The sequence below is a fragment of the Mesorhizobium sp. M0292 genome (assembly GCF_040321695.1).
Lineage (GTDB): Bacteria > Pseudomonadota > Alphaproteobacteria > Rhizobiales > Rhizobiaceae > Mesorhizobium.
Genome location: NZ_JAMYSB010000023.1, coordinates 23819 through 47170 on the forward strand (window position 1 = coordinate 23819; position 23352 = coordinate 47170).

Annotated in this window: 22 protein-coding genes; 9 read left to right on the forward strand and 13 right to left on the reverse strand. The window is 63.9% G+C overall.

Translation table 11 applies throughout. From position 1 onward, the window contains the following. Nucleotides 1–43: 43 nt before the first annotated feature. Complete coding sequence (locus NKI96_RS26290) at nt 44–985, reverse strand: threonine/serine dehydratase (RefSeq protein ID WP_352511814.1); 942 nt, start codon at nt 983–985, stop codon at nt 44–46. A gap of 50 nt (nt 986–1035) precedes the next feature. Here NKI96_RS26290 and NKI96_RS26295 point away from each other — a divergent pair, with 50 nt between their 5' ends. Then, on the forward strand, nt 1036–1338 hold the full coding sequence (locus NKI96_RS26295) for an ArsR/SmtB family transcription factor (protein ID WP_023824699.1): 303 nt from the start codon (nt 1036–1038) through the stop codon (nt 1336–1338). 20 nt (nt 1339–1358) lie between these two features. Here NKI96_RS26295 and lysA read toward each other — a convergent pair whose 3' ends face one another. The 3 genes from lysA to argH form a co-directional block, all read right to left on the reverse strand. Then, complete coding sequence (gene lysA, locus NKI96_RS26300; RefSeq protein ID WP_023824698.1) at nt 1359–2627, reverse strand: diaminopimelate decarboxylase; 1269 nt, start codon at nt 2625–2627, stop codon at nt 1359–1361. 80 nt (nt 2628–2707) lie between these two features. Then, nucleotides 2708–2914: a hypothetical protein gene (locus NKI96_RS26305; protein WP_023673325.1), complete on the reverse strand. Its 207-nt coding sequence runs from the start codon at nt 2912–2914 to the stop codon at nt 2708–2710. A 68-nt stretch (nt 2915–2982) separates the two neighbouring features. Next, nucleotides 2983–4383 carry an argininosuccinate lyase gene (gene argH / locus NKI96_RS26310; RefSeq protein ID WP_023824697.1) on the reverse strand — a complete coding sequence of 467 codons (1401 nt, stop codon included), beginning with the start codon at nt 4381–4383 and terminating at the stop codon, nt 2983–2985. Between the two features lie 34 nt (nt 4384–4417). On the opposite strand from argH, the gene tlpA reads away from it, so the two are divergent. Continuing rightward, nucleotides 4418–5110, forward strand: coding sequence for a thiol:disulfide interchange protein TlpA (gene tlpA, locus NKI96_RS26315; RefSeq protein WP_023824696.1), 693 nt, complete (start codon nt 4418–4420; stop codon nt 5108–5110). Here tlpA and NKI96_RS26320 read toward each other — a convergent pair. Beyond that, complete coding sequence (locus NKI96_RS26320) at nt 5107–7554, reverse strand: bifunctional diguanylate cyclase/phosphodiesterase (protein ID WP_352806972.1); 2448 nt, start codon at nt 7552–7554, stop codon at nt 5107–5109. The two genes, tlpA and NKI96_RS26320, sit on opposite strands and share 4 nt — an antisense overlap. Nucleotides 7555–7700: 146 nt before the next feature. Continuing rightward, nucleotides 7701–7847 carry a hypothetical protein gene (locus NKI96_RS26325; protein ID WP_023694020.1) on the reverse strand — a complete coding sequence of 49 codons (147 nt, stop codon included), beginning with the start codon at nt 7845–7847 and terminating at the stop codon, nt 7701–7703. A gap of 185 nt (nt 7848–8032) precedes the next feature. Between NKI96_RS26325 and ugpB the strand changes: the two genes are divergently transcribed. The 4 genes from ugpB to NKI96_RS26345 all read left to right on the forward strand — a co-directional run bounded on the left by ugpB (nt 8033) and on the right by NKI96_RS26345 (nt 12225). Further along, nucleotides 8033–9343, forward strand: a complete 1311-nt coding sequence (ugpB, locus tag NKI96_RS26330) for a sn-glycerol-3-phosphate ABC transporter substrate-binding protein UgpB (protein WP_023685331.1) — start codon at nt 8033–8035, stop codon at nt 9341–9343. 70 nt (nt 9344–9413) lie between these two features. Further along, nucleotides 9414–10298, forward strand: coding sequence for a sn-glycerol-3-phosphate ABC transporter permease UgpA (ugpA, locus tag NKI96_RS26335; protein WP_023685330.1), 885 nt, complete (start codon nt 9414–9416; stop codon nt 10296–10298). 9 nt (nt 10299–10307) lie between these two features. Next, nucleotides 10308–11156, forward strand: coding sequence for a sn-glycerol-3-phosphate ABC transporter permease UgpE (ugpE, locus tag NKI96_RS26340; protein WP_352806930.1), 849 nt, complete (start codon nt 10308–10310; stop codon nt 11154–11156). A gap of 7 nt (nt 11157–11163) precedes the next feature. Beyond that, nucleotides 11164–12225 carry a sn-glycerol-3-phosphate import ATP-binding protein UgpC gene (locus tag NKI96_RS26345; protein ID WP_023698703.1) on the forward strand — a complete coding sequence of 354 codons (1062 nt, stop codon included), beginning with the start codon at nt 11164–11166 and terminating at the stop codon, nt 12223–12225. A gap of 35 nt (nt 12226–12260) precedes the next feature. On the opposite strand, the gene NKI96_RS26350 is transcribed toward NKI96_RS26345, so the two are convergent. The 3 genes from NKI96_RS26350 to NKI96_RS26360 all read right to left on the reverse strand — a co-directional run bounded on the left by NKI96_RS26350 (nt 12261) and on the right by NKI96_RS26360 (nt 16022). Continuing rightward, nucleotides 12261–13343, reverse strand: coding sequence for an ABC transporter ATP-binding protein (locus NKI96_RS26350; RefSeq protein WP_023826261.1), 1083 nt, complete (start codon nt 13341–13343; stop codon nt 12261–12263). Next, nucleotides 13340–14911: an ABC transporter permease gene (locus NKI96_RS26355; RefSeq protein WP_023748490.1), complete on the reverse strand. Its 1572-nt coding sequence runs from the start codon at nt 14909–14911 to the stop codon at nt 13340–13342. The genes NKI96_RS26350 and NKI96_RS26355 overlap by 4 nt, the downstream gene beginning before the upstream one ends. Before the next feature lie 154 nt (nt 14912–15065). Next, nucleotides 15066–16022: an iron ABC transporter substrate-binding protein gene (locus tag NKI96_RS26360; protein ID WP_502900305.1), complete on the reverse strand. Its 957-nt coding sequence runs from the start codon at nt 16020–16022 to the stop codon at nt 15066–15068. 255 nt (nt 16023–16277) lie between these two features. Here NKI96_RS26360 and NKI96_RS26365 point away from each other — a divergent pair, with 255 nt between their 5' ends. The 3 genes from NKI96_RS26365 to NKI96_RS26375 all read left to right on the forward strand — a co-directional run bounded on the left by NKI96_RS26365 (nt 16278) and on the right by NKI96_RS26375 (nt 19606). Beyond that, entirely contained in the window at nt 16278–16829 is a 552-nt protein-coding gene (locus NKI96_RS26365; protein ID WP_023671665.1) for a sigma-70 family RNA polymerase sigma factor, read from the forward strand. Between the two features lies 1 nt (nt 16830). Next, nucleotides 16831–17469, forward strand: a complete 639-nt coding sequence (locus NKI96_RS26370) for an NrsF family protein (RefSeq protein WP_023671666.1) — start codon at nt 16831–16833, stop codon at nt 17467–17469. A gap of 202 nt (nt 17470–17671) precedes the next feature. Continuing rightward, nucleotides 17672–19606 (forward strand): PAS domain S-box protein, encoded by a 1935-nt coding sequence (locus tag NKI96_RS26375; RefSeq protein WP_050587141.1) that lies wholly within the window; start codon nt 17672–17674, stop codon nt 19604–19606. A gap of 27 nt (nt 19607–19633) precedes the next feature. Here NKI96_RS26375 and NKI96_RS26380 read toward each other — a convergent pair whose 3' ends face one another. The 4 genes from NKI96_RS26380 to NKI96_RS26395 form a co-directional block, all read right to left on the reverse strand. Beyond that, nucleotides 19634–20512, reverse strand: coding sequence for a 3-hydroxybutyryl-CoA dehydrogenase (locus tag NKI96_RS26380; protein ID WP_023671668.1), 879 nt, complete (start codon nt 20510–20512; stop codon nt 19634–19636). 120 nt (nt 20513–20632) lie between these two features. Further along, nucleotides 20633–21562 (reverse strand): electron transfer flavoprotein subunit alpha/FixB family protein, encoded by a 930-nt coding sequence (locus NKI96_RS26385; protein ID WP_352521797.1) that lies wholly within the window; start codon nt 21560–21562, stop codon nt 20633–20635. A gap of 20 nt (nt 21563–21582) precedes the next feature. Further along, nucleotides 21583–22332 carry an electron transfer flavoprotein subunit beta/FixA family protein gene (locus NKI96_RS26390; RefSeq protein ID WP_023694013.1) on the reverse strand — a complete coding sequence of 250 codons (750 nt, stop codon included), beginning with the start codon at nt 22330–22332 and terminating at the stop codon, nt 21583–21585. A 214-nt stretch (nt 22333–22546) separates the two neighbouring features. Next, complete coding sequence (locus tag NKI96_RS26395; protein WP_352806935.1) at nt 22547–23347, reverse strand: rhomboid family intramembrane serine protease; 801 nt, start codon at nt 23345–23347, stop codon at nt 22547–22549. Between the last annotated feature and the right edge of the window lie 5 nt (nt 23348–23352).

A 23352-nucleotide genomic window follows, 5' to 3' on the forward strand; every position in this document is an offset into this window, starting at 1 on the left:
AAAGCTTTGACGGGTTTGCGTCCCACTTCAGTCGAAGCAAGGTTTAGAATTTCGCCGGATCGGTATTCGAGCCGCAGACAAGGACGGCAATCCGCTCGCCCCGCGCCGGTGTGTAGCGGCCGGACAAGAGAGCCGCAAAGGCTGCGGCGCCACCCGGCTCGGCGATGATACGCACCCGCTCCCACAGCGCCTTCTGCGCGGCAATGATGGCGTCGTCGGTGACCAGGATGGAGCGTTCGACGAAGGCCTCGGCGATCGGGAACATCATCTCGCCGACGCGTTTGGGCGCCAGCGAATCGGCGGCGACGCCTTCGGCCGGCGCATCGACGGGGTGGCCGGCCTCGAAGGCGCGATGCAGCGTCGGCGCGCCTTCGGGCTCGATGGCGATGATCCTGATGCGGCCGGCAAACCAGGCGGCGATGCCGCCGATCAGGCCGCCGCCGCCGACAGCGACCAGCAGCGTGTCGATGTCTGGCAGATCGGTTTCGATTTCGAGGCCGAGCGTGCCCTGGCCGACCAATGTTTCCTCCTGGTTGAAGGCATGGATCTGCAGCGCGCCGGTCTTTTCGGCAAAAGCCTCGCTGGCGGCCAGCGCCTCGGCATAGCGGGCGCCGCCGACCATCAGTTCGGCGCCGTAGCCGCGGATGCGCTGCAGCTTGGCCGGTGGGCTGACTTCGGGAACGAAGATCGTCGCCTTGTGGCCAAGCCGCATGGCGGCATAGGCGACCGCGGCGCCATGATTGCCGCCCGAAGCCGCAACCACGCCGGCCGCAGGCACCGGCCGTTCGAGCAGATTGGTGAAGGCGCCGCGCGCTTTGAACGAACCGGAATGCTGCAGGCATTCGAGCTTGAGGTCAACCGCCAGCGGCGGCCGGTCGAAATCGGCCATGTCGACGCGCAGCACCGGCGTGTGCCTGATATAGCGGCGGATGCGCGGTTCCATCGCGGCAATGCGTTCGCGCGTGACGGTGTTGCCGTTCGTCATGACCATCTCCTTGGGATTGACAGCAATTAGTAACTTGGCAAAATGGCTAAATGCAAGAGGTTGATGTCTTCAAGGCGATCGCCAATGAACGCAGGCTGCAGATCCTCGACTGGCTGAAGGATCCGCAGGCGCATTTCCCGGCCCAGGCAGACGGCGATCTGGTCGAGGATGGCGTTTGCGCGCTGCTGATCGCGGAGAAGCTCGGCATTACGCAGGCGACGCTCTCCGAACATATGCGCGTGCTTACCCAGGCCGGCCTGCTGCGGCCCAAGCGCATCAAGCAATGGACGTTCTACCGCCGCGACGAGGACAGGATCGCCGACGCAAGGTTGCTCATCCAGAACCGGCTGTAGCGCAGCCGGCGCTGCGGCTCCTATGCAAGCCAGTCGGGCACCGAATCCAGGCCGATCAGCTCGTCATAGGTCTGGCGCCGGCGCACGACGTGGAAACGGTCGCCGTCGACCAGAACCTCAGGCACAAGTAGGCGGGTGTTGTAGGTGCCGGATTGCACCGCGCCATAGGCGCCGGCGGTGGTGACGGCAATGAGGTCGCCAGACTTGAGCCGGGGCAGGTCACGGTCGAGGCCGAGATAGTCGCCGGTCTCGCAGACCGGGCCGACGACGTCGACCGCCATGCGCGGCGTGTCGGCCGGCGGCTGCACCACCGGCTTGATGTCGTGGAAGGCATCGTAGAGCGTCGGCCGGATCAGATCGTTCATGGCGGCGTCGACGACGAGGAAGTTCTTGGCGTCGCCTTCCTTCACGAATATCACTTCCGAGACCAGGATGCCGGCATTGCCGACGATCAGCCGGCCCGGCTCGAACATCACCTTCACCCCAAGCTTTGTCAGATGCTTCCTGACGATATCGGCATAGGCATCGGGCTGAGGCGGCGGGCTGTTGTCGGTGCGGTAGGGGATGCCGAGGCCGCCGCCGAGATCGACATGCTCGACGGCGTGGCCATCGGCGCGCAGCGCGCCGACCAGTTCCGCCAGAAGCGCGAAAGCATCGTCAAAGGGCTGCAATTCGGTGATCTGGCTGCCGATATGGGTATCGATGCCGATGGGCTTGGTGCCCGGCAAACCGGCCGCGCGGGCATAGACCTGGCGCGCCCTTTGCCATGGAATGCCGAACTTGTTCTCGGCCTTGCCGGTGGAGATCTTCCTGTGCGTCCTGGCGTCGACATCCGGGTTGATGCGCAGCGAGACCGGCGCCACCTTGCCGAGCGCGGTGGCGCGGGCCGACAGCAACTCCAGCTCCGGCTCGGATTCGACATTGAAGCAGAGAATGCCGGCCTCGAGCGCAAAATCCATTTCGCGCGCGGTCTTGCCGACGCCCGAGAATACGATCTTGCTGGCCGGGATGCCGGCGGCGAGCGCGCGGCGCATTTCGCCTTCCGAGACGGTATCGGCGCCGGCGCCGAGCTTTGCCAGCGTCCGCAGCACCGCCTGGTTGGAATTCGCCTTCAAGGCGTAACAGACCAGCGTGTCGAGACCGGCAAAAGCCCCGGCGAACACCCGGTAGTGCCTCGTCAAGGTTGCCGTCGAATAACAATAGAACGGTGTGCCGACGCTTGCGGCGATGTCTGGTATCGCCACGTCCTCGGCATGGAGCACGCCGTCGCGGTAGTCGAAATGGTTCACGAGAGTGTTTCCGGAAGTTGGAGCACGAGACCTGGTTAGCACGAGACCTGGCCAGAAAGACCAAGCCGGTCTCATCGGCTCTAGATCAGCGGGTCGAGGATGAACTTCTTGTCCACGACCGGTTTTTCCGGCTCCGGCGGCACCGGCTGTTTGGCGCGCTCGGCGTCCTTGCGGGCCTGGACGGCCGCTTCATAGGGCGTGTCGAGACCAGCCTTACGGCCGCAAGCGGTCACGGCAGCCATCGCCGTCAGCAGCGTCAGCGTCACCAAAATCCTGCTCGCGGTCATCGATCCATCCGTCCGAAACTTTATGTGCTGCGCTTTTAACCGAGTTTTAGGCGCATTGCACCCCAGCATCATGCCTTGGCGATGCGCTTTTTCCAGCTGCGGATCTGCTTCCTGACCTCCGACGGCGCGGTGCCGCCGAAACTGGTGCGGCTCTTCACCGAATTCTGCACCGCCAGAACCGAGAAGATGTCTGCCGTGATGCCGGGGTTGATCGACTGCAGATCCTCCAGCGACAGCTTTTCAAGGCTCACCTTCTTCTCTTCGGCCAACGCCACCGCGCCGCCGGTGACATGGTGTGCCTCACGGAAGGGCAGGCCCAGCGTGCGCACCAGCCAGTCGGCGAGGTCGGTCGCGGTCGCGTGGCCCGAGCCGGCGGCCTTTTTCATGGCGGCGGCATTGACCGTCATGTCGCGCACCATGCCGGTCATCGCCGCCAGCATCAGATCGAGCGTCTCGGCGGCGTCGAAGACCGATTCCTTGTCTTCCTGCATGTCCTTGCCATAGGTCAGCGGCATGCCCTTCATCACCGTCAGCAGCCCGACGAGATGGCCGGTGACGCGGCCGGTCTTGCCGCGCACCAGTTCGGCGGCGTCCGGGTTCTTCTTCTGCGGCATGATTGAGGAGCCGGTGGAGAAACTGTCCGACAGTCTGACAAAGCCGAATTGCGGCGTCGACCAGATGATGATTTCTTCGGCGAGCCGCGACAGATGCGTGGCGGAGATCGCCACCAGGCTCAAAAACTCCAGCGCGAAATCGCGGTCGGAGACGCTGTCCAACGAATTGCGCATCGGCTCGCGGAAGCCGAGCGCCTTGGCGGTCTTGTGGCGATCGATCGGAAAACTGGTGCCGGCAAGCGCTGCCGCGCCGAGCGGGCTTTCATCCATCCGCTCGATGGCGTCGCGGACGCGCGACAGGTCGCGCGAAAACATCTCGACATAGGCCATGCAATGGTGGCCGAAGGTCACCGGCTGCGCCGCCTGCATGTGGGTGAAGCCGGGCATCACGGTCGCCGCATGCTCCTCGGCGCGATCGAGCAAGGCTGAGATCAGCCCCTTCAGCGCCTCGGCGACGCGAAAGCACTCGTCCTTGACCCAGAGCCGGAGATCCACCGCCACCTGGTCGTTGCGTGACCGCGCCGTGTGCAGGCGGCCGGCGGCCGGGCCGATCAGATCGGCAAGGCGGGCCTCGATGTTCATGTGAATGTCTTCCAGCCGGGTCGAGAACTCGAACGTGCCGGCCTCGATCTCTTTCAGGATCGTGTTCAGCCCGTGAGCGATTTTTTCTTGATCGGCCGCCGAAATAATGCCCGTTTCAGCCAACATCTCGCTGTGGGCGATCGAACCTCTTATGTCTTGGGCATAGAGTTTGCGGTCGAACGAAATCGACGCGTTGATCGCTTCCATGATCGCGGCCGGACCCGAGGCAAAACGTCCGCCCCACATCTGGTTGCTGGCCTTCTTGTCGCTCATGGCTATAACCCGTGTTCCGGAGCAGTCTTAGAAAATGGCAGACGGTAACAGATACTTCCCGGCCCCGCGCCTGATCCTCGCCGCTTTGCTGGCGGGCGTGCTGGCCGGCGCGGTCGCGGTATATGTCAGCGAGAGCGGGTCTGGCAACAACGCAGCCACCGGCAGCGCACCTGCGGCCGGCGCGGGCAACAGCAAGGACGATGTCGCCTGCGCCGCCAAGAGCGACCGCGCCAAAAAGGTTGCCGCCGCGGCCACCGGCCAGGTGGCGGCATTGCTGCCCGCCGATCCGCCGCAATCGCTGAAAAGCCTCGCCTTCAACGGCCCAGACGGCAAGCCGATGACGATCGCCGATCATGTCGGCAAGACCGTGCTGCTCAACCTGTGGGCGACGTGGTGCGCGCCCTGCCGCGCCGAAATGCCGGCGCTCGATACGCTGCAGAAGGAAAAGGGCAGCGATGCCTTCGAAGTGGTCGCGGTCAATGTCGATGCCGGCGACGATGTGAAGCCGAAGAAGTTCCTAGCCGATATCGGCATCGGGTCGCTCGGCTACTACCGCGATTCGACGCTGGCGCTGTTCAACGACGTCAAGACGCGTGGCTTGGCGCTAGGCCTCCCCGTCACCATGCTGATCGACGGCGAAGGCTGCCTGATCGCGCATATGAACGGACCGGCCGAATGGTCGGGACCGGATGCCAAGCGCCTGGTCGAGGCCGCACTCGCCCCTTAGGATGAGCGCAGGGCCGCCGCCGGCGGCAGCATCAAGATGCTGCCGCCGCGTTGTTTGACGCTGGCGTCGTCGTGTGCCGCCGGCGCCGCGACGCCGGTCAGTTCGCTGAACGCCTCGATCGGGCTCGGCCGGCCTAGATAGTAGCCCTGGCCGATCTCGCAGGCCTCGGCGTCGAGGAATTTCAGCTCGCCCAGCGTCTCGACGCCCTCGGCCAGAACCGGCAGGCCGAGACCGCGGCCAAGCCCCAGAACGGCGCGCACGATGGCTGCCACCTGGCCGTTGCTGTCGACTGATTTGATGAATGAGCCGTCGATCTTGATCTTGTCGAAGGGGAAGGCGCGGAGATTGGACAGCGAGGAGTAGCCGGTGCCGAAATCGTCCATCGCCACACGCACGCCAAGCGCCTTCACCTGGCGCAAGGTCGCCAGCGCGCGCGGCATGTCCTTGACCAGCGCCGTTTCGGTGATCTCGAGTTCGAGCCTGCCGGGCGTCAGGCCGGAGCCGAGCAGGACTTCATGCACCTTGCGGCTGAAATTCGGATTGTGGAGCTGCACCGCCGAGACATTGACCGCGACGGTGAGAGGGTTCTTCCAGCGCGCTGCCTCGGCGCAGGCCGTCGCCAGCACCCATTCGCCGATCTGGATGATGACGCCGCTGTCTTCGGCCACCGGGATGAAGGTCGCCGGCGACACGTCGCCGCGCTGTGGATGGCGCCAGCGGATCAGCGCTTCGAACCCGACCATCCGCCCGCTGCTGATCTCCTTTTGTGGCTGGTAGACGAGGCGAAACTCATCGCGCGCCATGGCCTGGCGCAGTTCGTGCTCCATCACGCGCCGGTCTCGCGCCTCGGCGCCCATCGAGGCCTCGAAGTAACGGTAGGTGTCCTTGCCCTCGGCCTTGGCGCGGTAGAGCGCGGTGTCGGCGTGGCTGACCAGGAGTGTCGGCTCATCGGCGTCGAGCGGATAAAGTGCAATGCCGATGCTGGCCGACACCAGCCCGCCACCGACCGACAGCCGGTTTTCCTCGCGCATGGCCGCCAGCACCGCCTCGGCGATGCGGCCGGCCGCCTGCGGATCGGGAAGGTTCGGAGCGATGATGGCGAACTCGTCGCCGCCGAGACGCGCCAGCATCTGTCCGTGGCGGAGCACGGCGGAGGCGCACAGCGCCACCTTCTGCAGCATGGCATCGCCGGCGCCATGCCCGAACAGGTCGTTCACTTCCTTGAAGCGGTCGAGGTCGAGCAGCAGCAGCGCAAGATGCCCACCCTTGCCGCCGCGGTCCATTGCGGCAATTTCGGCCTCGAGCCGGCCGGAGAAACTGCGGCGGTTGGGGAGCCCGGTCAGCGGGTCGAAATGGGCGAGGCGCAGGATCTCCTGCTCGGCCTTCCTGCGTTCGCGGATGTCGCGCACGGCGACCACGCTGTGCCGCTTGCCGCAATAATCGATGCTCCTGGCGATAAGTTCGACGGGGATGGTGGCGCCGTCATGGGCTCTGAGTTCGGCTTCCTGTGCCTGTCCGCTGCAGTCGGACATGCCGGCCGCGGTGCGTTCGCCGAAGAGGTCGCCAAGCAGCATCGCGTTCAGCACTTCCGGCGCAATGCCGGTTAGCGCGGCGATGCTGTCATTGGCGCTGACGATGCGGGCGCCGTCGCAGACGATCAGCCCCTCGACGGCGGCGTTGGCGAGGCCGTGCATGCGCTCGGCCTCGAGCTTGTGACGCCGGAAGCGAAGGTCGATCCACAATGCTGCGGCTGAAAGCACCAGGATAGCCATGCTGACTGCAGCGGCGGCGAAGGCCTGCGACACCGGTTCGACCGTGAACTGCGATATCTCGATGGAGGAGTCCGGGAAGATCGACACCGCGCCCATGGCGATGAAGTGCAGGCTGCAGATCGCCAGCGTCAACAGGATGGCGGCGGCGATTGTGGCCTGCATGGACGGCCGTCGCAACACGACCAGCAGCGCCAGCGCGGCGAGGGTCACGCCTGCCAGCACCGAGACGCCGACCAGCAGCGGGTTCCAGACGATGCGCCCTTCGACCTCGAAAGCGGCCATGCCGATATAGTGCATGGCGGCGATACCAGCGCCGAGGACCGCGCCGCCGACCAGAGGGTAGTCGATGCCCCGGCGCAAGGTGGCGATCCACATGCCCGCAGCGGTCAGGGCGACGGAACCGGCGAGCGAAAGCGCCGACATTTCCGTATTGTAGGCGTTGGGGATTCCGGGAGAAAAGGCAAGCATTGCGATGAAGTGCGTCGCCCAGATACCGAAGCCGGTGGAAGTGGCTGCTATCATCAGCCAGGTATAGCGGTTGCGCTCGCTCGAGCGGTCGACATGGCGAAGCAGGTTGACCGCCGAGAAGGAAGAAATACCGCAAATGAGCGCTGCCAGTGCGACCAGTCTCAGATCGTGCTCATGCACGATACAATTATAGACCGTCAGCATCTCGCCCACCTGCTCTCCCACAGCAATCAAGCCGTCCACTTGATTAGTATGCCACGCTTGACGAAGAATCGGTTATGCGAACTACAACTACAGCGGGTTTTTCGGGTTGTACGTTGCGGCGATCCTGTCTCATTCCAGACGCACGGTTACAGCAGCGCCTGGCGCGATGCCGCTCGGCCGATCTCGATCTGGCCGAGCGCCGGTTTGGCGGCCTCACGGTGCAGGTGCGTGGCGCTGTCACGCGGGCCCTTCACGCATCGCTGGGCGGTCGGCGATCCTTGCAGGCCCACCATGCCCCATTCTATCGCTGAGCCGGCTTGGCATTTCTCTCTGTCCTCGTTGCAAGGCGAGGGGGCGCGAAGTTAGCCGGGTATGAAATTCACGAAACAGCAACAAATCCGTTGTCCGATTGTCATCAGCGACACATATTGCCTTTGCGGGAGTGCCCCTTTCGCCAATGACAAACGGGAGATGAAACATGAAGTTGTTCGGCTTTGCGGCCGGTGTTGCCGCCACCTTGACCCTGCTTTCCACCACCTCCGCCTTCGCCGCCACCCAGATCAGTTGGTGGCATGCAATGACCGGCGCCAATGCCGAGGTGGTCGACAAGATCGCCAAGGATTTCAATGCCAGCCAGAGCGACTATGAAATTCTCCCTGTTTTCAAGGGCACCTATCCCGAAACGCTGAATGCCGGCATCGCTGCCTTTCGTGCGGGGCAAGCGCCCGATATCATCCAGGTGTTCGACGTGGGTACCGGCGTCATGATGGCCGCCGAAGGTGCGATCAAGCCGGTGGCCGATGTGCTGACCAGCGCCGGCGTGACCTTCGACAAGAGCCAGTATTTGCCCGGCATCGTCGGCTACTATTCGAAGCCGGACGGGACCATGCTGTCCTTCCCCTATAATTCCTCGTCGCCCATCCTCTACTACAACAAGGATATTTTCCAGAAGGCCGGGCTTGATGTGAACAACCCGCCAAAGACCTGGAACGAGGTGTGGGAAGCCGCCAAGAAGATCAAGGCGAGCGGCGCCGCTTCCTGCGGCTATACCTCGACGTGGTTGACCTGGATCCACCTTGAGGCCTTCGCGGCCTGGAACGACGTTTCCTATGGCACCAACCAGAACGGACTTGCCGGAACCGACGTCGAGCTCAAGATCAATGCGCCGATCTTCGTCAATCATTTCCAGGCGCTCGCCGACCTGGCCAAGGACGGCACCTTCAAATATGGCGGCCGTACATCCGAAGCCAAGCAGATCTTTCTTGCCGGAGAATGCGGCATCTTCACCGAATCGTCGGGGGGTCTCGGTGACATCGTCAAGTCGGGCATGAACTACGGCATCGGCCAGCTTCCCTATGATAGTGACGCCAAGGGCGCGCCCCAGAACACCACGCCGGGCGGCGCCAGCCTGTGGGTGTTCGGCAACAAATCGGACGAGGAATACAAGGGCGTCGCGGCGTTCTTCTCCTACCTGTCCAAGACCGAAGTGCAGGAGTATCTGCATCAGAAGTCGGGTTATCTGCCGGTGACGCTCGCTGCCTATGAGGCGACCAAGAAGTCCGGCTTCTATGACAAGAACCCGGGCCGTGAGACGCCGATCCTGCAGATGCTGGGCAAGGCGCCGACCGAAAACTCGAAGGGCGTGCGCCTCGTCAACCTGCCGCAGGTGCGCGACATCGAGAATGAGGAGTTCGAGAAGATGCTGGCCGGCCAGCAGACTGCGCAGCAGGCGCTCGACAACGCGGTCGCACGCGGCAACAAGGCGATTCAGGAAGCGATCGGAAACTGAAGCGATTGTCAGTTGAACGTCGTCCACGCGGACCCGCGTGGACGATTTCCTGAATAGCGAGGAAATCACCCTGTCTCCACGCGTCGTCTTTCCCAACAAGACCCTGCCTTACCTGCTGGTGGCGCCGCAACTCGCCATTACGCTGATCTTTTTCTACTGGCCGACCGGGCAGGCGCTCTACCAGTCGATGCTTAGGGAAGACCCGTTCGGGCTGAAGAGCAAGTTCGTCGGGCTCGCCAATTTTCGCAAGGTGCTGGCCGACCCGGCCTACCTCAACTCGATCAAAGTTACGCTGGTGTTCTCTCTGGCGACCGCGATGGTCGCCATGGGTGTGGCCCTGTTGCTTGCCGTCATGGCCGAGAAGGTGGTGCGCGGCAAAGGCCTTTATCGCACGCTGCTGATCTGGCCGTATGCGGTGGCGCCGGCGATTGCCGGCATGTTGTGGCTGTTTCTGTTCAACCCCTCGATCGGTTCGCTGGCCTACGCCTTGAGAGGTCTCGGCATCGCCTGGGATCCCTTGCTTAACGGAAACCAAGCCATGATCCTGCTGGTATCTGCGGCTGCCTGGAAGCAGATCAGCTACAATTTCCTGTTCTTCGTCGCCGGGCTGCAGGCGGTGCCGAAGACGTTGATAGAGGCGGCGGCCATGGACGGCGCCGGGGAGACGAAGCGCTTCTGGACCATCGTCTTCCCGCTGCTCGCACCGACGACCTTCTTCCTGCTGGTCGTCAACACTGTCTATGCGCTGTTCGACACTTTCGGTATCGTTCATGCCGTCACCGGCGGCGGGCCAGGCAAGGCCACCGAGACGCTGGTCTACAAGGTCTACAATGACGGTTTCGTCAATTTGATCCTCGGCGATTCGGCCGCGCAGTCGGTCATCCTGATGGTCATCGTCATCTCACTCACGGCCATCCAGTTCCGCTATGTGGAACGCAAAGTCCACTACGGTTGAGCGCAGGCGATGATTGGTCAGTCCCCGCTTCGCGCCCTCATCGCCCACGCCGTGCTCATCCTGGGCATCCTGATCGTCGCTTTCCCGATCTACTACACCTTCGTTGCCTCCACGCAGACGCTGCAGACCATCCTCAAGCCGCCATTGCCTCTTTTGCCCGGCGACCAGGTCTGGAACAATTACAGCGAGGCGCTGTTCGGCGGTGTCGGCCGCATCGGCGGCGTCAGTGTCGGCCGATTGCTGCTCAACACCACGATCATGGCGCTCGGCATCGCGGTGGGGAAGATTTTCATCTCGATCCTTTCGGCCTATGCGATCGTGTTCTTCCGTTTTCCGCTTCGGATGGTCTTCTTCTGGCTGATCTTCATCACGCTGATGCTTCCCGTCGAGGTGCGCATCCTGCCGACCTACAAGGTGATGGTCGATCTCGGCATGATCGACACCTATGCCGGCTTAATCGTCCCGCTGATCGCCTCGGCCACCGCCACGCTTCTGTTTCGCCAGTTCTTCATGACCATTCCAGGTGAGTTGGTGGAAGCGGCGCGTGTCGACGGCGCCGGACCATGGCGCTTCTTTTTCGACATCCTGCTGCCGCTGTCGCGCACCAACATCGCGGCGCTGTTCGTCATCCTCTTCATTTATGGCTGGACGCAGTATCTGTGGCCGCTGCTCGTCACCAACAGCAACGACATGAACACCATCGTCATCGCCCTTAGAAAGATGGTTTCCTTCGCCGATGCCGATACGCAATGGCATCTGGTCATGGTCACCGCGATGCTGGCCATCCTGCCGCCGATCCTGATCGTGGTGCTGATGCAACGCTGGTTCGTGCGCGGACTTGTCGATTCCGAAAAGTGAGAAGCCGATGGCGACCGTCGATCTGAAGGATGTGAAGAAGGTCTATCCCAGCGGCGTCGAGGCGGTGAGGGGTGTCTCCATCGCCATTCCCGACAAGGAGCTTTGCGTGCTGGTTGGGCCGTCCGGCTGCGGCAAGTCCACGCTGCTGCGGATGATCGCCGGGCTTGAGACCATTTCTTCCGGCACCGTCGCCATCGACGGCAAGATCGTCAACACGATCGGTCCGACCGAGCGCGATATCGCCATGGTGTTCCAGAACTATGCGCTCTATCCACATATGAAGGTCTACGACAACATGGCCTACGGGTTGCGCAACCGGGGTACTCCCAAGGACGAGATCGACAGCAGGGTTCGCTCGACCGCCAAGGTGCTGGAGCTCACGGCGCTGCTCGACCGGCGCCCGCGCGAGCTTTCCGGCGGCCAGCGCCAGCGCGTGGCCATGGGTCGCGCAATCGTGCGCAATCCGAAAGTCTTTCTGTTCGACGAACCGCTTTCCAACCTCGACGCCAAACTGCGCGGCCAGATGCGGGTCGAAATCAAGAATTTGCAGCGCTCGCTCGGTGTCACCTCGGTCTACGTCACCCACGACCAGCTTGAGGCGATGACGCTGGCCGATATTCTCGTCGTCATGAATGGCGGGTTGGTCGAGCAGACGGGCGCGCCGCTCGACATCTACGAGAAGCCGGCATCGACCTTCGTCGCCTCCTTCATCGGAGCGCCGCCGATGAACCTTCTGCCTCTTTCGCAAGGACCGGCTGGTCCGGCGCTGACCGACGGCAAGACGGTTGACTTCGCGCCTACGAACGCCGCCACGCTTGGCTTCCGCCCTGAGGATGCCGACGTCACCTTCAGTGCCGAGGCATCATCCGGCGCGCTTATTCTGCCTGCGGCGGTCGAGGCGGTCGAACCTGTGGGAGCCGAAAGCTTTCTTCACTGTGCCGCCGGCGGCAACCGCATCGTCGTGCGTGTGGCCGGCCGCGCCACGGCCAAACCCGGCGATCAACTGCGCGTCGTGGCCAGGGCCGAGAAGCTGCATTGGTTCGACAATGCTGGGAAACGAGTCGATTGACGCAGCCGCTCGCGCCAATCCGACGCATCGGCAGTTCAGGCGAAGACATGCGCCTTGCCGGAAACTGTCAGGCGCACGATCTCGCCGACGGAAGGCGCGTCGATTCCCGGCTTGCGTAAGGTCAGCGGTGTGCTGCCGATCGCCGCGGCGTCCGGCGGATCGGGGTTGTTCAACAGCCGCACGGCAATGGTGCACATCGAGCCTGCGAATTCCGAGTCCGTCACCTCGGCGAATATCGTGCCCGCAGGACCCGACATGCCTTCGCGCGACGTGCGCTTTACCTGCACCTGCTCCGGTCGCAGCATGATGCGGGCGATGTCGCGCCGCTCCTTCGAGTCGACGGCTATGCGACCAAGCGAGGAGGTGGCGAAGCCGCCTGAAATCTTTGCCGGCAAGATGATGGCGTCGCCAAGAAACTCGGCAACCATGCGGTCTTTCGGCTGCAGATAGAGTTCTCGCGGTGTGCCGATCTGAGAGAACTTTCCGTCGCGCATGACCGCCACCTGGCTGGCGAAGGACAGCGCCTCGGCCTGGTCGTGGGTGACCAGGATGGTGGTGATGCCGGCGGCTTCGAGTAGTTCGGCGACCGCCTTGCGCATCGAGGCGCGCAGACCGGTGTCGAGCGCCGAGAACGGTTCGTCGAGAAGCATCAGCCTGGGCTTCATCGCCATGGCGCGGGCCAGCGCCACGCGCTGCTGCTGGCCGCCGGAGAGCTGGTGCGGGCGGCGCTTGAGGATCGCCTTGTCCAGCCCGACGGTATAGGCGAGCTCGGCGATGCGCTCGGCGCGCTGGTCCTCGCCGCGGGCCATGCCAAAGCCGATATTGTCGCCGATGCTGAGATGCGGGAACAGGGCGCCGTCCTGCGCCACCAGGCCGATGCCGCGGCGGTGCGCCGGCACCGCTTGGCCGCCATTGGCCAGCACCTCGCCGTCGAGCACGACGCGGCCCTGGTCGGGCGCCTCGAAGCCGGCGATCAGCCGCAGCAACGTCGTCTTGCCGCAGCCGGACGGGCCGACGATCGCGGTGCGACTGCCGCTTGCGGCGCTGAGCTCGATGCCGGCAAGGGCTGCGACCGGGCCGTAGTGCTTGGTGAGGCCACTGATTTCGAGAAAGCTCATCGCCCGGCCATCCGTTTCGACTGGACATAGAGCAGCCAGGTCAGCGGCAGCGACATCGTCACCATGATGAAGGCGTAAGGGGCGGCCGACGCATAGTCGATCTCGCCGCTATAGGACCAGAACGCCATGGCCAGCGTGCGCGTGCCGTTGGGCGCCAGCATCTGGGTGGCGGTCAGCTCGTTCATGATGCCGAGCGCGACCAGCGCCATGCCGGCCGCAGCCCCCGGCGCCGACAGGCGAATCGTTGTCGACCAAAGCGCCTTCAGCGGCGGCCGGCCAAGGCTGGCGGCGGCGCGTTCGAGCTCGACCGGCGCCTGTGCGATCGAGGCTCTGAGGCTGATCAAGGCGCGCGGCAGGAACATCAGGGCATAGGCGACCAGGATTGTGAACAGCGTCTGGTAGAGCGGCATGGCGATGCGCACGGTAATGGTGACCAAGGCCAGCGCGATGACCACGCCGGGCAGCGAACCGACAATGTAGTTGCAGCCTTCGAGCAGCCGCTGCAGCGGTCCCGGCGCGCGGATCGAGATCCAGGCCATCGGCATGGCGGCGATGGTCGCAAGCAAGGCGCCGGCCAGCGCCAGGAACAGCGTCTGGCCCAGCGCCAGGCCGATCTCGTCCAAACGCCAGACATCGGCCCCGCCGGCGACCAGCCAGCGGCCGACGGTTACGAAGGGCACGCCGATGGCGAGCAGCGTGGTGACGGTAGGCAGAGCTAGGCAAGCCAGCGTGGCGCGCCCGAGCCTCGAGCGCTGCCGGTGGCGCGCCGCGCCTGAGCCGACGCGGGCATAGCGCTCTTCGCCGCGCACCAGCACCTCCAGAGCGAGCAGCACGAAGCAGCATGTCACCAGGACACCGGCCAGCATGTTGGCGGCTGGGCCGTTGAAGGTCGACTGGAACTGGTCGACGATCGCGGTGGTGAAAGTGTCGAAGCGGATGAAGACATAGAGGCCGTATTCGGCCAGCAGATGAAGTCCAACCAGCAGCGCACCGCCGCAAATGGCGAGCCTGAGCTGCGGCAGCACGACGCGCCAAAACACGCGCCATGGTCCGAGGCCAAGCGCTGCGGCCGCATCTTCCAGGGCGGGATCCAGCCGGCGCAATGCGGCCGCTAGTGGCAGATAGAGGAACGGGAAATAGGCAAGGACCGACACCAGCACGCCGGCCCACAGGCCGTGCAGCCCCGGCACCAGGGTAATCCAGGCATAAGAGTGCACGAAGGCGGGGATGGCGAGCGGCGCGACCGACAGCCAGGCCCAGAGGCGGGCGCCGGGCAGGTCGCTGCGTTCGGTCAGCCAGGCCAGCGCTATCGACAGCACAGCGGCAATCGGTACGGTGAGCGCCACCAGAAGCACGGTGTTGACCAGGAGTTCACCGACGCGCGGCCGAAAGATCAGAGCCGAGACGGTGTCCCAGCCCGTCTGCACACCGATCCAGATGATGAACGCCAGCGGCAGCAGCGACAGCAGCGAGACGATTATGGCGGCAAGCGCGATCCAGGACATGGGCTTCCGGCGGGACCGCCCGACTGTCTGGCCTGAACGTGCGAGATCGACCGCAGTTTGCATCAGCTCGACCGCGCCACTGCCGCCGGGGCGGGGGCGCCGCAGGCGCGGCCGGAAACGCAATGTGTCGTCATGGACAATGCCATCTCGAAAACAGAGCGCTCCTGCGGAAAGTCCGGCAGGAGCGCAATCGTTGCCCTTTTAGGACGAACCCAGCCTAAAGCAAGCCGGCTGCCGTCATCAGGTCCGTCACCTTTTTGGAATTCAGTGTCGCCGGATCGACCTTCGGCGCCTGCAGGTCGGCCAGCGGCACCAGCCTGGGATTGGACTGCGCGCCCTTGCCGATAGCGTATTCGAAGGATGTGCCGGTCTTCAGCACGTCCTGGCCGCCTTTGCCGGTCACCCATTTGAGAAACGCCCGGGCTTCCTTCGGGTGCTTGCTCGAGGCCAGCACGCCGCCGCCGGAGATCGAGACGAAAGCGCCGGGATCCTGGTTCTTGAAATAATGCAGTTCGACGTTCTTGCTGTTTTCGCCGGTCTTTGCCTGATCGCCGAAATAGTAATAGTGGTAGATGATTCCGCCTTCGATCTCGCCGGCATTGACCGCCTTCATCACCGTGCCGTTGCCCTTGTAGGCGGTGAAATTCTCCTTCATGGCCTTCAGCCAGTCGGCGGTTGCGGCTTCGCCCTTGAGCTCGAGCAGCGCGCTGACGATGGCCTGAAAATCGGCGCCGGAAGGCGAGGCTGCCCAGCGGCCTTTCCAGGCGGGATCGGCGAGATCGAGCATCGATTTGGGCAGCTTTTCGGCCGTGAGCTTGGTCTTGTTGTAGGCAAAGACGGTGCTGCGCGCCGCGACACCCACCCATTTGCCGCTGCTCGGCTGGAATTCGGCCGGGACTTGCGCCAGCGTGTCGGCGTCGACCGGCGCGAAAAGGCCCGCCGCTTCGACCAGAGTCATGGCCGGCGAGTTCTCGGTCAGGAACACGTCGGCCGGTGAAGAAGCGCCCTCGGCGACGATCTGGTTGGAGAAATCGCTGTCGCCGCCATTGCGCAGCGTGACCTTGATGCCGGTTTCCTTGGTGAAACCTTCGACCCATTCCTTGGCCAGGCTCTCATGCTGGGCGTTGTAGACGATGATGCCGGCATCCGCGGCCATCGCCGGCCCGGCGATCATGCTAACGGCCAGCGCTGTGGCCCCCGCTAGGGTGGAGAGCGTGTATCTCACGGCGTCATCCTCAATCTCGGTGGTTCTGGTTTCGCAGGCTGCACCTATCGATACCTGACAGCAGTAGTCAACATTGCTCGGCTGCTTCAATCGGTCGCCGCTCCCGCAAACTTTCGTGATTTTGCGGCACTTTGGCTTGGACATTATTTCGCCGGACACGTAACAAATCGGTGCCGAGGCGCGAAGATCGGGGAGTGAACTCTTGTGAGCGGCAAGGATGAGGCCGAGCTTTCCCGGCTGATGCGGGCCGCGATCGCGGGAGATGAAAGGGCCTACGCCGACTTTTTGCACCGGATCGCCGCGCTGGTTCGCGGCTTTGCGAGGCGCAAGATCGTACAGGGCGGGGTCGATCCCGAGGATGTCGTGCAGGAAACCTTGCTGGCCATTCATGTGAAACGGCATACCTGGCGCCAGGACGCGCCGGTGTTGCCATGGATCTATGCGATAGCCCGCTTCAAGCTGATCGATGCTTTCCGGCGGCGCGGACGGCGCATCGAAATCGAGATCGACGAGATCGCCGAGACCTTTGCCGAGCCGGAAACCGAGACCGTCAGCGAACGCGACATCAACCGGGCGCTGGACGGACTGCCGGCTGCGCAGCGTTCCGTCGTTTCTTCGATCTCGGTCGACGGCCGCTCCATCGGCGAGACGGCGGCCAGGCTCGGCGTCAGCGAGACGGCGGTGCGGGTGTCGCTGCATCGCGGGCTTGCCGCGATCGCCAAGCGATTTGGGCAGGGGCGCTTCGGGCGGCAGTGACATGAGGACGGAGGATCTCATCAAGGCACTCGACGCCGACACAAGCAGCAAGGCGATGCCGCTGCGCTCGGCCTGGTTGATGGCGGCAGCAGCCGCGGCGGTGATCGCGGCTCTGGTCTTCTTTCTCACCATCGGCCCGCGTCCCGACATCATGACCGCCATGCACACGATGCGATTCCTGGCGAAGTTCGTGTTCACCATCGTGCTCGCCGTCACCGCCTTTGGCCTGGTCCGGGCGTTGTCGACGCCGGGCGCTTCGACGGCAAGAGCCGCGGCCTGGATGCTGGCGGCGCCGCTGCTGGTGGCCGTGGCGGTGGCTCTCGAACTGTTCATGGTGCCGGAGCCGATGTGGAGCACGCGCATGGTCGGCTCCAACATGATGATCTGCATGGGCTTCATCCCGCTGATCGGAATCGGCCCGCTTGCCGTCTTCCTGTGGATGCTGCGCTATGGAGCGCCGACGCGGCCGGTGTTGGCCGGGGCGGTCGCGGGACTGCTCGCCGGCGGCCTGGCGGCGACCTTCTACGCCGCGCACTGCTTCGACGATTCGCCGCTTTTCGTCGCCACCTGGTACACGCTCGCCATCGCCGTCCTCGCCGGTCTGGGCGCGCTCGGGGGACGGTTCTTCGTGCGCTGGTGACCGGGCCGTCCAAGATCGCCCAATAATCACCGATCCTTAATCATGCCGGGAATTGTTTGCGGGTTCACCGTGTTGCCGGTGGCTCCGGCGCAACCTTTCCTTAAAATCGATCATCCAGTGTTTTTTGCAGAAATGTGTTGCGCATGGGGTGGCATGCACAGTGATGCGACGAGAGCGAAAAAGCCTGCGGGCTGACAGTCACGTGGCTTTGGTGCTTGCGGCCGGAGGGCTTTGCGCTGCCGTGGTCGCGCTCCTGCTGTCGCGGCTCGATGTCAGCGCCGAAGTGCTGAAACTCTGCCTGCAGATATCGGTGCCGGTCGCCGCCGTTGCGCTGATTCTCGCCGCCCTGTTCATTTACCGGATACTGGACGACCGCCGGCAGATCGCCGAAAGCGAGCAGCGTTTCCGCCGCGCCATGGAGGATTCGGCGATCGGCATCGCCATTGTCGGCCTCGACGGCCGCATCCATGAAACCAACCCGGCCTTCGCCGCCATGCTCGGCTATAGCAAGCAGGAGATCGAGGCGCTGACCTTCTTTCAGATCACCCATCCCGACGATGTGCAGATCGGCCGTGAGACGATGGACGGCATGCGGGCGGGCACCGTCAACGCCTTCCACTTCGAAAAGCGCTACCTCAGGAAGGACGGCACGCCGGTATGGGCCCATCTTGCCGGTTCCGTCATTCGCGACGAGAAGAGCGGGAGCCCGCTCTACCTGGTCTCCCAGATCGAGGATATCGATGCGCGCAAGCAATCCGAGGCGCGCATAGCCGAAGCCGAAACGCGCTGGAATTTTGCCCTGGCCAGCGCCGGACAAGGCGTCTGGGATCTTGATATGCGGAAGGGCGGCACCACCTACTCCGCCACCTGGGTGAAGATGCTGGGCTATGCCGATGGCGAACTGGACGGCGACCCCGACCGCTGGCTGGCGATGATCCACCCCGACGATCGCGAAAACGTCGCCGAAGCCGATCGTGCCCATCTGGAGGGCAGGACACCGTTCTTCGAAGCCGAGTTCCGGATGCGCCACAAGGATGGCCACTGGGTCTGGATCCTCGACCGCGGCAAGACGCTCGAACGCGACAAGGACGGACGGCTGGTCAGGGCCATCGGCAGCCTGACCGATATCACCCAGCGCAAGCAAACCGAGGAAAGCCTCATCGTATCGGCGGCAATGCTGGCCGACGAGAAGGAGCGGCTGAGGGTGACGCTGCAGTCGATCGGCGACGCCGTCATCTGCACCGATGCCGCCAACCGCATCACCTTCATGAACCCGGTCGCCGAAAAGCTCACCGGCGTTGTTGGCGCGGAGGCGCTCGGCAAGACGCTTGGCCATGTCTACTGGGCGGTGGACGAAGAAACCGGGCAAAGGATCGGCATGACGCGGCCGGCGCTCGGCAGCGCCAGCCCTGCCGACCAGAACAGTCGCGCCGTCCTCATCCGTCGCGACGACACACGCTGCAGCATCCGCCAGGTGGTGTCGCCGATCATGAACGACCGCCAGGAGTTCTGCGGTCTTGTCATCGTCTTCCAGGACTTCACCGATGCGCGCGCCTTGCAGCGCCAGCTCGCCTATGCCGCCGCGCATGATGCGCTGACCGGCCTTGCCAACCGTTCGAGCTTTATCCGCACCATGGAGGAACTGGTCGACCGGAGCCGCAAGGCCGGCACAGCCAGGTCGGCGGGCGAACATCATTTCATGTTCATCGATCTGGACCATTTCAAGCTGGTCAACGACACTGGCGGGCACGCCGCCGGCGACGCCTTGCTGAAGCGGGTTGCCGAGGCCATTCGCGGTGCGCTTGGGCCGGAGGATATCGTGGCCCGCCTCGGCGGCGACGAATTCGCGGTCATCCTGAAAGCCGGGCCGAGCGCCGGCGCCAGGATTGCCGCACGCTCTGTCATCGACGCCATCCGCGGCCTGCAGTTCAGCTGGGACGGCCGGCCGCATGCGATCGATGCCAGCATCGGGCTGGCGCCAATCCACAGCAACAGCGGTGAAGTCGACGAGATCATCGCCCGGGCCGATGCTGCCTGCTATGCGGCCAAGGCCGCCGGCCGCGGCTGTGTTTCCGTGGCGCCTGACGATACCGGGTCAAGAGGCCAAGCAGAGCCGCCGCTTGCAGCGGCGTCCTGAGGGAGCACGGAACTTTCGTTCTGGTGGTTAGCGCGTCGGAACCGGATGCTCGCCGCGATAGTCGTAGAAGCCGCGCCCGGTCTTGCGGCCGAGCCAGCCGGCCTCGACATATTTCACCAGCAGCGGGCAGGGGCGATATTTCGAATCCGACAGGCCGTCATGCAGCACCTGCATAATCGACAGGCAGGTGTCGAGGCCGATGAAATCGGCGAGCTGCAGCGGTCCCATCGGATGGTTGGCGCCGAGCCGCATGGCGGTGTCGATGGCATCGACCGAGCCGACCCCCTCATAGAGCGTGTAGATCGCCTCGTTGATCATCGGCAACAGAATGCGGTTGACGATGAAGGCCGGAAAATCTTCAGAGACGGTGATGGTCTTGTCGAGCTGTTTCACATAGGCCTTGGCCGCCTCGAAGGTCTGATCCTCGGTAGCGATGCCGCGCACCAGTTCGACCAGCTTCATCAGCGGCACGGGGTTCATGAAATGTATGCCGATGAAACGCTCAGGACGGTCGGTCTGCGCGGCAAGCCGGGTGATCGAAATCGACGAGGTGTTGGTCGCCAGAATGGCTTCCGGGTTGAGCTGGGGACAGAGCTGCGCGTAAATCTTGCGCTTGACCGTCTCGTCCTCGGTCGCCGCCTCGATAACCAGATCGGCACCGGCGAGATCAGCCATGGTGGGGGCTGCGGAAATGCGCGCCATCGCTTCGTTACGCAGCTTTTCCTCAAGCTTGCCGGAGCCGACCTGGCGGGCCATGTTGCCGCTGACCGTGGCAATGCCCTTCTCGATACGGTCGGGCGAGACGTCGTAGATCAGCACCTTGAAACCCGAAAGTGCTGATACATGCGCGATGCCGCCGCCCATCTGGCCGGCGCCGATGATGCCGATCGTCTCGATCTTGGCCATTTGCAGCGATCCCGTCGAAAAGGCCTTTGCGGCCTGCTTTTTGTGCAGTGCAAACTAAAAGGGTGGGGCAGCTTCGTCTACCCCACCCTTTCACAATTTAATACGCTTTGGCAGAAAGCGTCAAAGCGCCTTTTGCAGTTCCGGCAGGATGACGAACAGGTCGCCGACCAGGCCATAATCGGCAACCTGGAAGATCGGCGCCTCTTCGTCCTTGTTGATGGCGACGATGACCTTCGAATCCTTCATGCCGGCAAGGTGCTGGATGGCGCCGGAAATGCCGACGGCAATATAGAGGTCAGGCGCCACGACCTTGCCGGTCTGGCCGACCTGCCAGTCATTCGGGGCGTAGCCGGCGTCGACGGCAGCGCGCGAGGCGCCGACGGCTGCACCGAGCTTGTCGGCGACCGGCAGGATGACTTCCTGGAACTTTTCCGAGGAACCGAGCGCGCGGCCGCCCGAAATGATGATCTTGGCCGAGGTCAGCTCCGGACGGTCGGTTTCCGAGAGTTTGTTCTCGACGAAAGTGGAGAGGCCGGGATTGGCCGCGGCCTTGACCGTCTCGACAGCTGCCGAGCCGCCCTCCGGGGCAGCCTGGAAGGAGGCGGTGCGCACAGTGATGACCTTCTTGGCGTCGCTCGACTGCACCATCTGGATGGCGTTGCCGGCATAGATCGGCCGTTTGAACGTGTCTGGTGAAACCACTTCGATGATCTCGGAGACTTGCGCGACATCGAGCAGGGCCGCCACGCGCGGCGCGACATTCTTGCCCGACGAGGTCGCCGGCGCGATTATGGTGTCGTAGGCGCCGGCCAGCGAGACAACGAGTGCGGCGAGCGGTTCGGCGAGGCGCTCGGCCAGTTCGTCGGCCTCGGCCAGCAGCACCTTGCTCACGCCCTCGAGCTTGGCAGCGGCGTCGGCCGCGCCCTTGGCGCCTTTGCCGGCGACCAGCACATGCACGTCCGAACCGATCTGCAGCGCCGCCGAGAGCGCCTTCGCGGTCTGGTCGGAAAGGCTGGCGTTGTCGTGTTCTGCGATGAGGAGAATGGTCATTTTATCTGTTCCTTCCAGTCTCAGAGCACGCCGGCTTCGTTCTTGAGCTTGTCGACCAGTTCGGCGACACTGTTGACCTTCACGCCTGCCTTGCGGCCGCTGGGCTCCTCGGTCTTGAGCACCTTCAGGCGCGGCCTGACGTCGGCGCCGTAATCGGCCGGGCTCTTTTCGTCGAGCGGCTTCTTCTTGGCCTTCATGATGTTGGGCAGCGAGGCATAGCGCGGCTGGTTGAGGCGAAGATCGGCGGTGATGATCGCCGGCATCTTCAGTTCCACCGTCTGCAGGCCGCCGTCGACTTCGCGCGTCACCTTGGCCTTGTCGCCGTCGAGCACGACCTTGGAGGCGAAAGTGCCCTGTGCCCAGCCGAGCAGGGCGGCCAGCATCTGGCCGGTCTGGTTCGAGTCATCATCGATCGCCTGCTTGCCGAGGATCACGAGACCGGGCTGTTCGGCGTCAACGACGCCCTTCAGCACCTTGGCGACGCCGAGCGGCTCGGTCTGCTCGTCGGTCTTGACCAGGATGGCGCGGTCGGCGCCCATGGCGAGCGCGGTGCGGAGCGTTTCCTGCGCCTGCTGCGGGCCGACCGAAACGACGATGATCTCTTCGGCCTTGCCGGCTTCCTTCAGCCGGAGCGCCTCTTCCACCGCGATCTCGTCGAACGGGTTCATCGCCATCTTGACGTTGGCGAGTTCCACCGCCGAACCATCGGCCTTGACGCGAACCTTGACGTTCGCATCCACAACCCGCTTCACGGGCACAAGGATCTTCATTGTCTGTCACCTCTCCTGAGATATCCGGGCGCGCTATAGCAGCGTGCGCCTCCGCAGAGTTGTCGAAAGCCGACATTCCTGACTGAATTCCGGCCAAACGGAATCCTGGCCGGACGAATTCTGGTCTTCTGCCGCCTAGCGGTGGCGCTCTCCGTAGTTGTGGCGACGCAACACGTCAATATGCCACGGCAGCGGCCAAACCACCCAAATCGGTTCACTTGTGACCGGAAGCGCCACCCCGGCCCCAACGCGTCTCAGGTTGCACGGGAGCGGGACCGGCTGGCGCCGGCCCAGTAGAAGCGGCTGGCTGATCGGCGGGTTCCGGCTCGCCGTCGTCACCGGCGAGCAGCGGCACGCCGCGGCTGCGCATGATGAGCACCAGCACGCCACCGGCAATGATGCCGCCAACATGGCAGGCCCAGGATATCTGGTTTTCGCCGCCGGCGGCAAACATCACCACCTGGAAGCCGATCCACAGGATCAGCGGGATGAAGGCCGGGATACGCAGCGGAATGCGGGCAAAGACCAGCACCCACACTTTCACCCGGGGGTAGAGGACCAGATAGGCGGCGACGACGCCGGCAATGGCGCCGGAGGCGCCGATCAGCGGCACCTCCGAACTCCAGGCGACGAGCCCTTGGAAGAAGGCGCCGGCGATGGCGCAAAGCAGGTAGAAGATAAGGTAGCGGATGTGGCCGAGTGCGTCCTCGACATTATCGCCGAACACCCACAGGAACAGCATGTTGCCGCCGAGATGAAAGATATCGGCATGCAGGAAGGCATAGGTGAGGTAACTCAGGCTCTCCGGAATGACGACGAATTGGGGCGAGAGTTCTGCCGTGTCGTGGACAACCGAAGGGATGAAGCCGAGGCCGAGCACGGCGGCGTTGTTGAAATTTTCGCCGCCGATCGTGGTGATGAGAAAGACCAACGCGTTGGCCGCGATCAGGCCGATCGTCACATATTGCAGCCGGATGTGGCGCAACCTGTTGGAGTCGTAAAGCGGGATGAACATGCCCC

What these genes read in the sequence shown, in the direction of transcription:
- tlpA (WP_023824696.1), top strand. Translation starts at nt 4,418, where the DNA reads ATGGCAGACGGTAACAGATACTTCCCGGCCCCGCGCCTGATCCTCGCC.
- NKI96_RS26345 (WP_023698703.1), top strand. Translation starts at nt 11,164, where the DNA reads ATGGCGACCGTCGATCTGAAGGATGTGAAGAAGGTCTATCCCAGCGGC.
- NKI96_RS26395 (WP_352806935.1), bottom strand. Translation starts at nt 23,347, where the DNA reads ATGTTCATCCCGCTTTACGACTCCAACAGGTTGCGCCACATCCGGCTG.
- ugpE (WP_352806930.1), top strand. Translation starts at nt 10,308, where the DNA reads ATGATTGGTCAGTCCCCGCTTCGCGCCCTCATCGCCCACGCCGTGCTC.
- NKI96_RS26360 (WP_502900305.1), bottom strand. Translation starts at nt 16,022, where the DNA reads ATGATCGCCGGGCCGGCGATGGCCGCGGATGCCGGCATCATCGTCTAC.
- NKI96_RS26305 (WP_023673325.1), bottom strand. Translation starts at nt 2,914, where the DNA reads ATGACCGCGAGCAGGATTTTGGTGACGCTGACGCTGCTGACGGCGATG.
- NKI96_RS26295 (WP_023824699.1), top strand. Translation starts at nt 1,036, where the DNA reads ATGCAAGAGGTTGATGTCTTCAAGGCGATCGCCAATGAACGCAGGCTG.
- NKI96_RS26320 (WP_352806972.1), bottom strand. Translation starts at nt 7,554, where the DNA reads ATGCTGACGGTCTATAATTGTATCGTGCATGAGCACGATCTGAGACTG.
- NKI96_RS26380 (WP_023671668.1), bottom strand. Translation starts at nt 20,512, where the DNA reads ATGGCCAAGATCGAGACGATCGGCATCATCGGCGCCGGCCAGATGGGC.
- NKI96_RS26350 (WP_023826261.1), bottom strand. Translation starts at nt 13,343, where the DNA reads ATGAGCTTTCTCGAAATCAGTGGCCTCACCAAGCACTACGGCCCGGTC.
- NKI96_RS26355 (WP_023748490.1), bottom strand. Translation starts at nt 14,911, where the DNA reads ATGCAAACTGCGGTCGATCTCGCACGTTCAGGCCAGACAGTCGGGCGG.
- ugpB (WP_023685331.1), top strand. Translation starts at nt 8,033, where the DNA reads ATGAAGTTGTTCGGCTTTGCGGCCGGTGTTGCCGCCACCTTGACCCTG.
- NKI96_RS26325 (WP_023694020.1), bottom strand. Translation starts at nt 7,847, where the DNA reads ATGGTGGGCCTGCAAGGATCGCCGACCGCCCAGCGATGCGTGAAGGGC.
- NKI96_RS26290 (WP_352511814.1), bottom strand. Translation starts at nt 985, where the DNA reads ATGACGAACGGCAACACCGTCACGCGCGAACGCATTGCCGCGATGGAA.
- argH (WP_023824697.1), bottom strand. Translation starts at nt 4,383, where the DNA reads ATGAGCGACAAGAAGGCCAGCAACCAGATGTGGGGCGGACGTTTTGCC.
- NKI96_RS26370 (WP_023671666.1), top strand. Translation starts at nt 16,831, where the DNA reads ATGAGGACGGAGGATCTCATCAAGGCACTCGACGCCGACACAAGCAGC.
- NKI96_RS26385 (WP_352521797.1), bottom strand. Translation starts at nt 21,562, where the DNA reads ATGACCATTCTCCTCATCGCAGAACACGACAACGCCAGCCTTTCCGAC.
- NKI96_RS26390 (WP_023694013.1), bottom strand. Translation starts at nt 22,332, where the DNA reads ATGAAGATCCTTGTGCCCGTGAAGCGGGTTGTGGATGCGAACGTCAAG.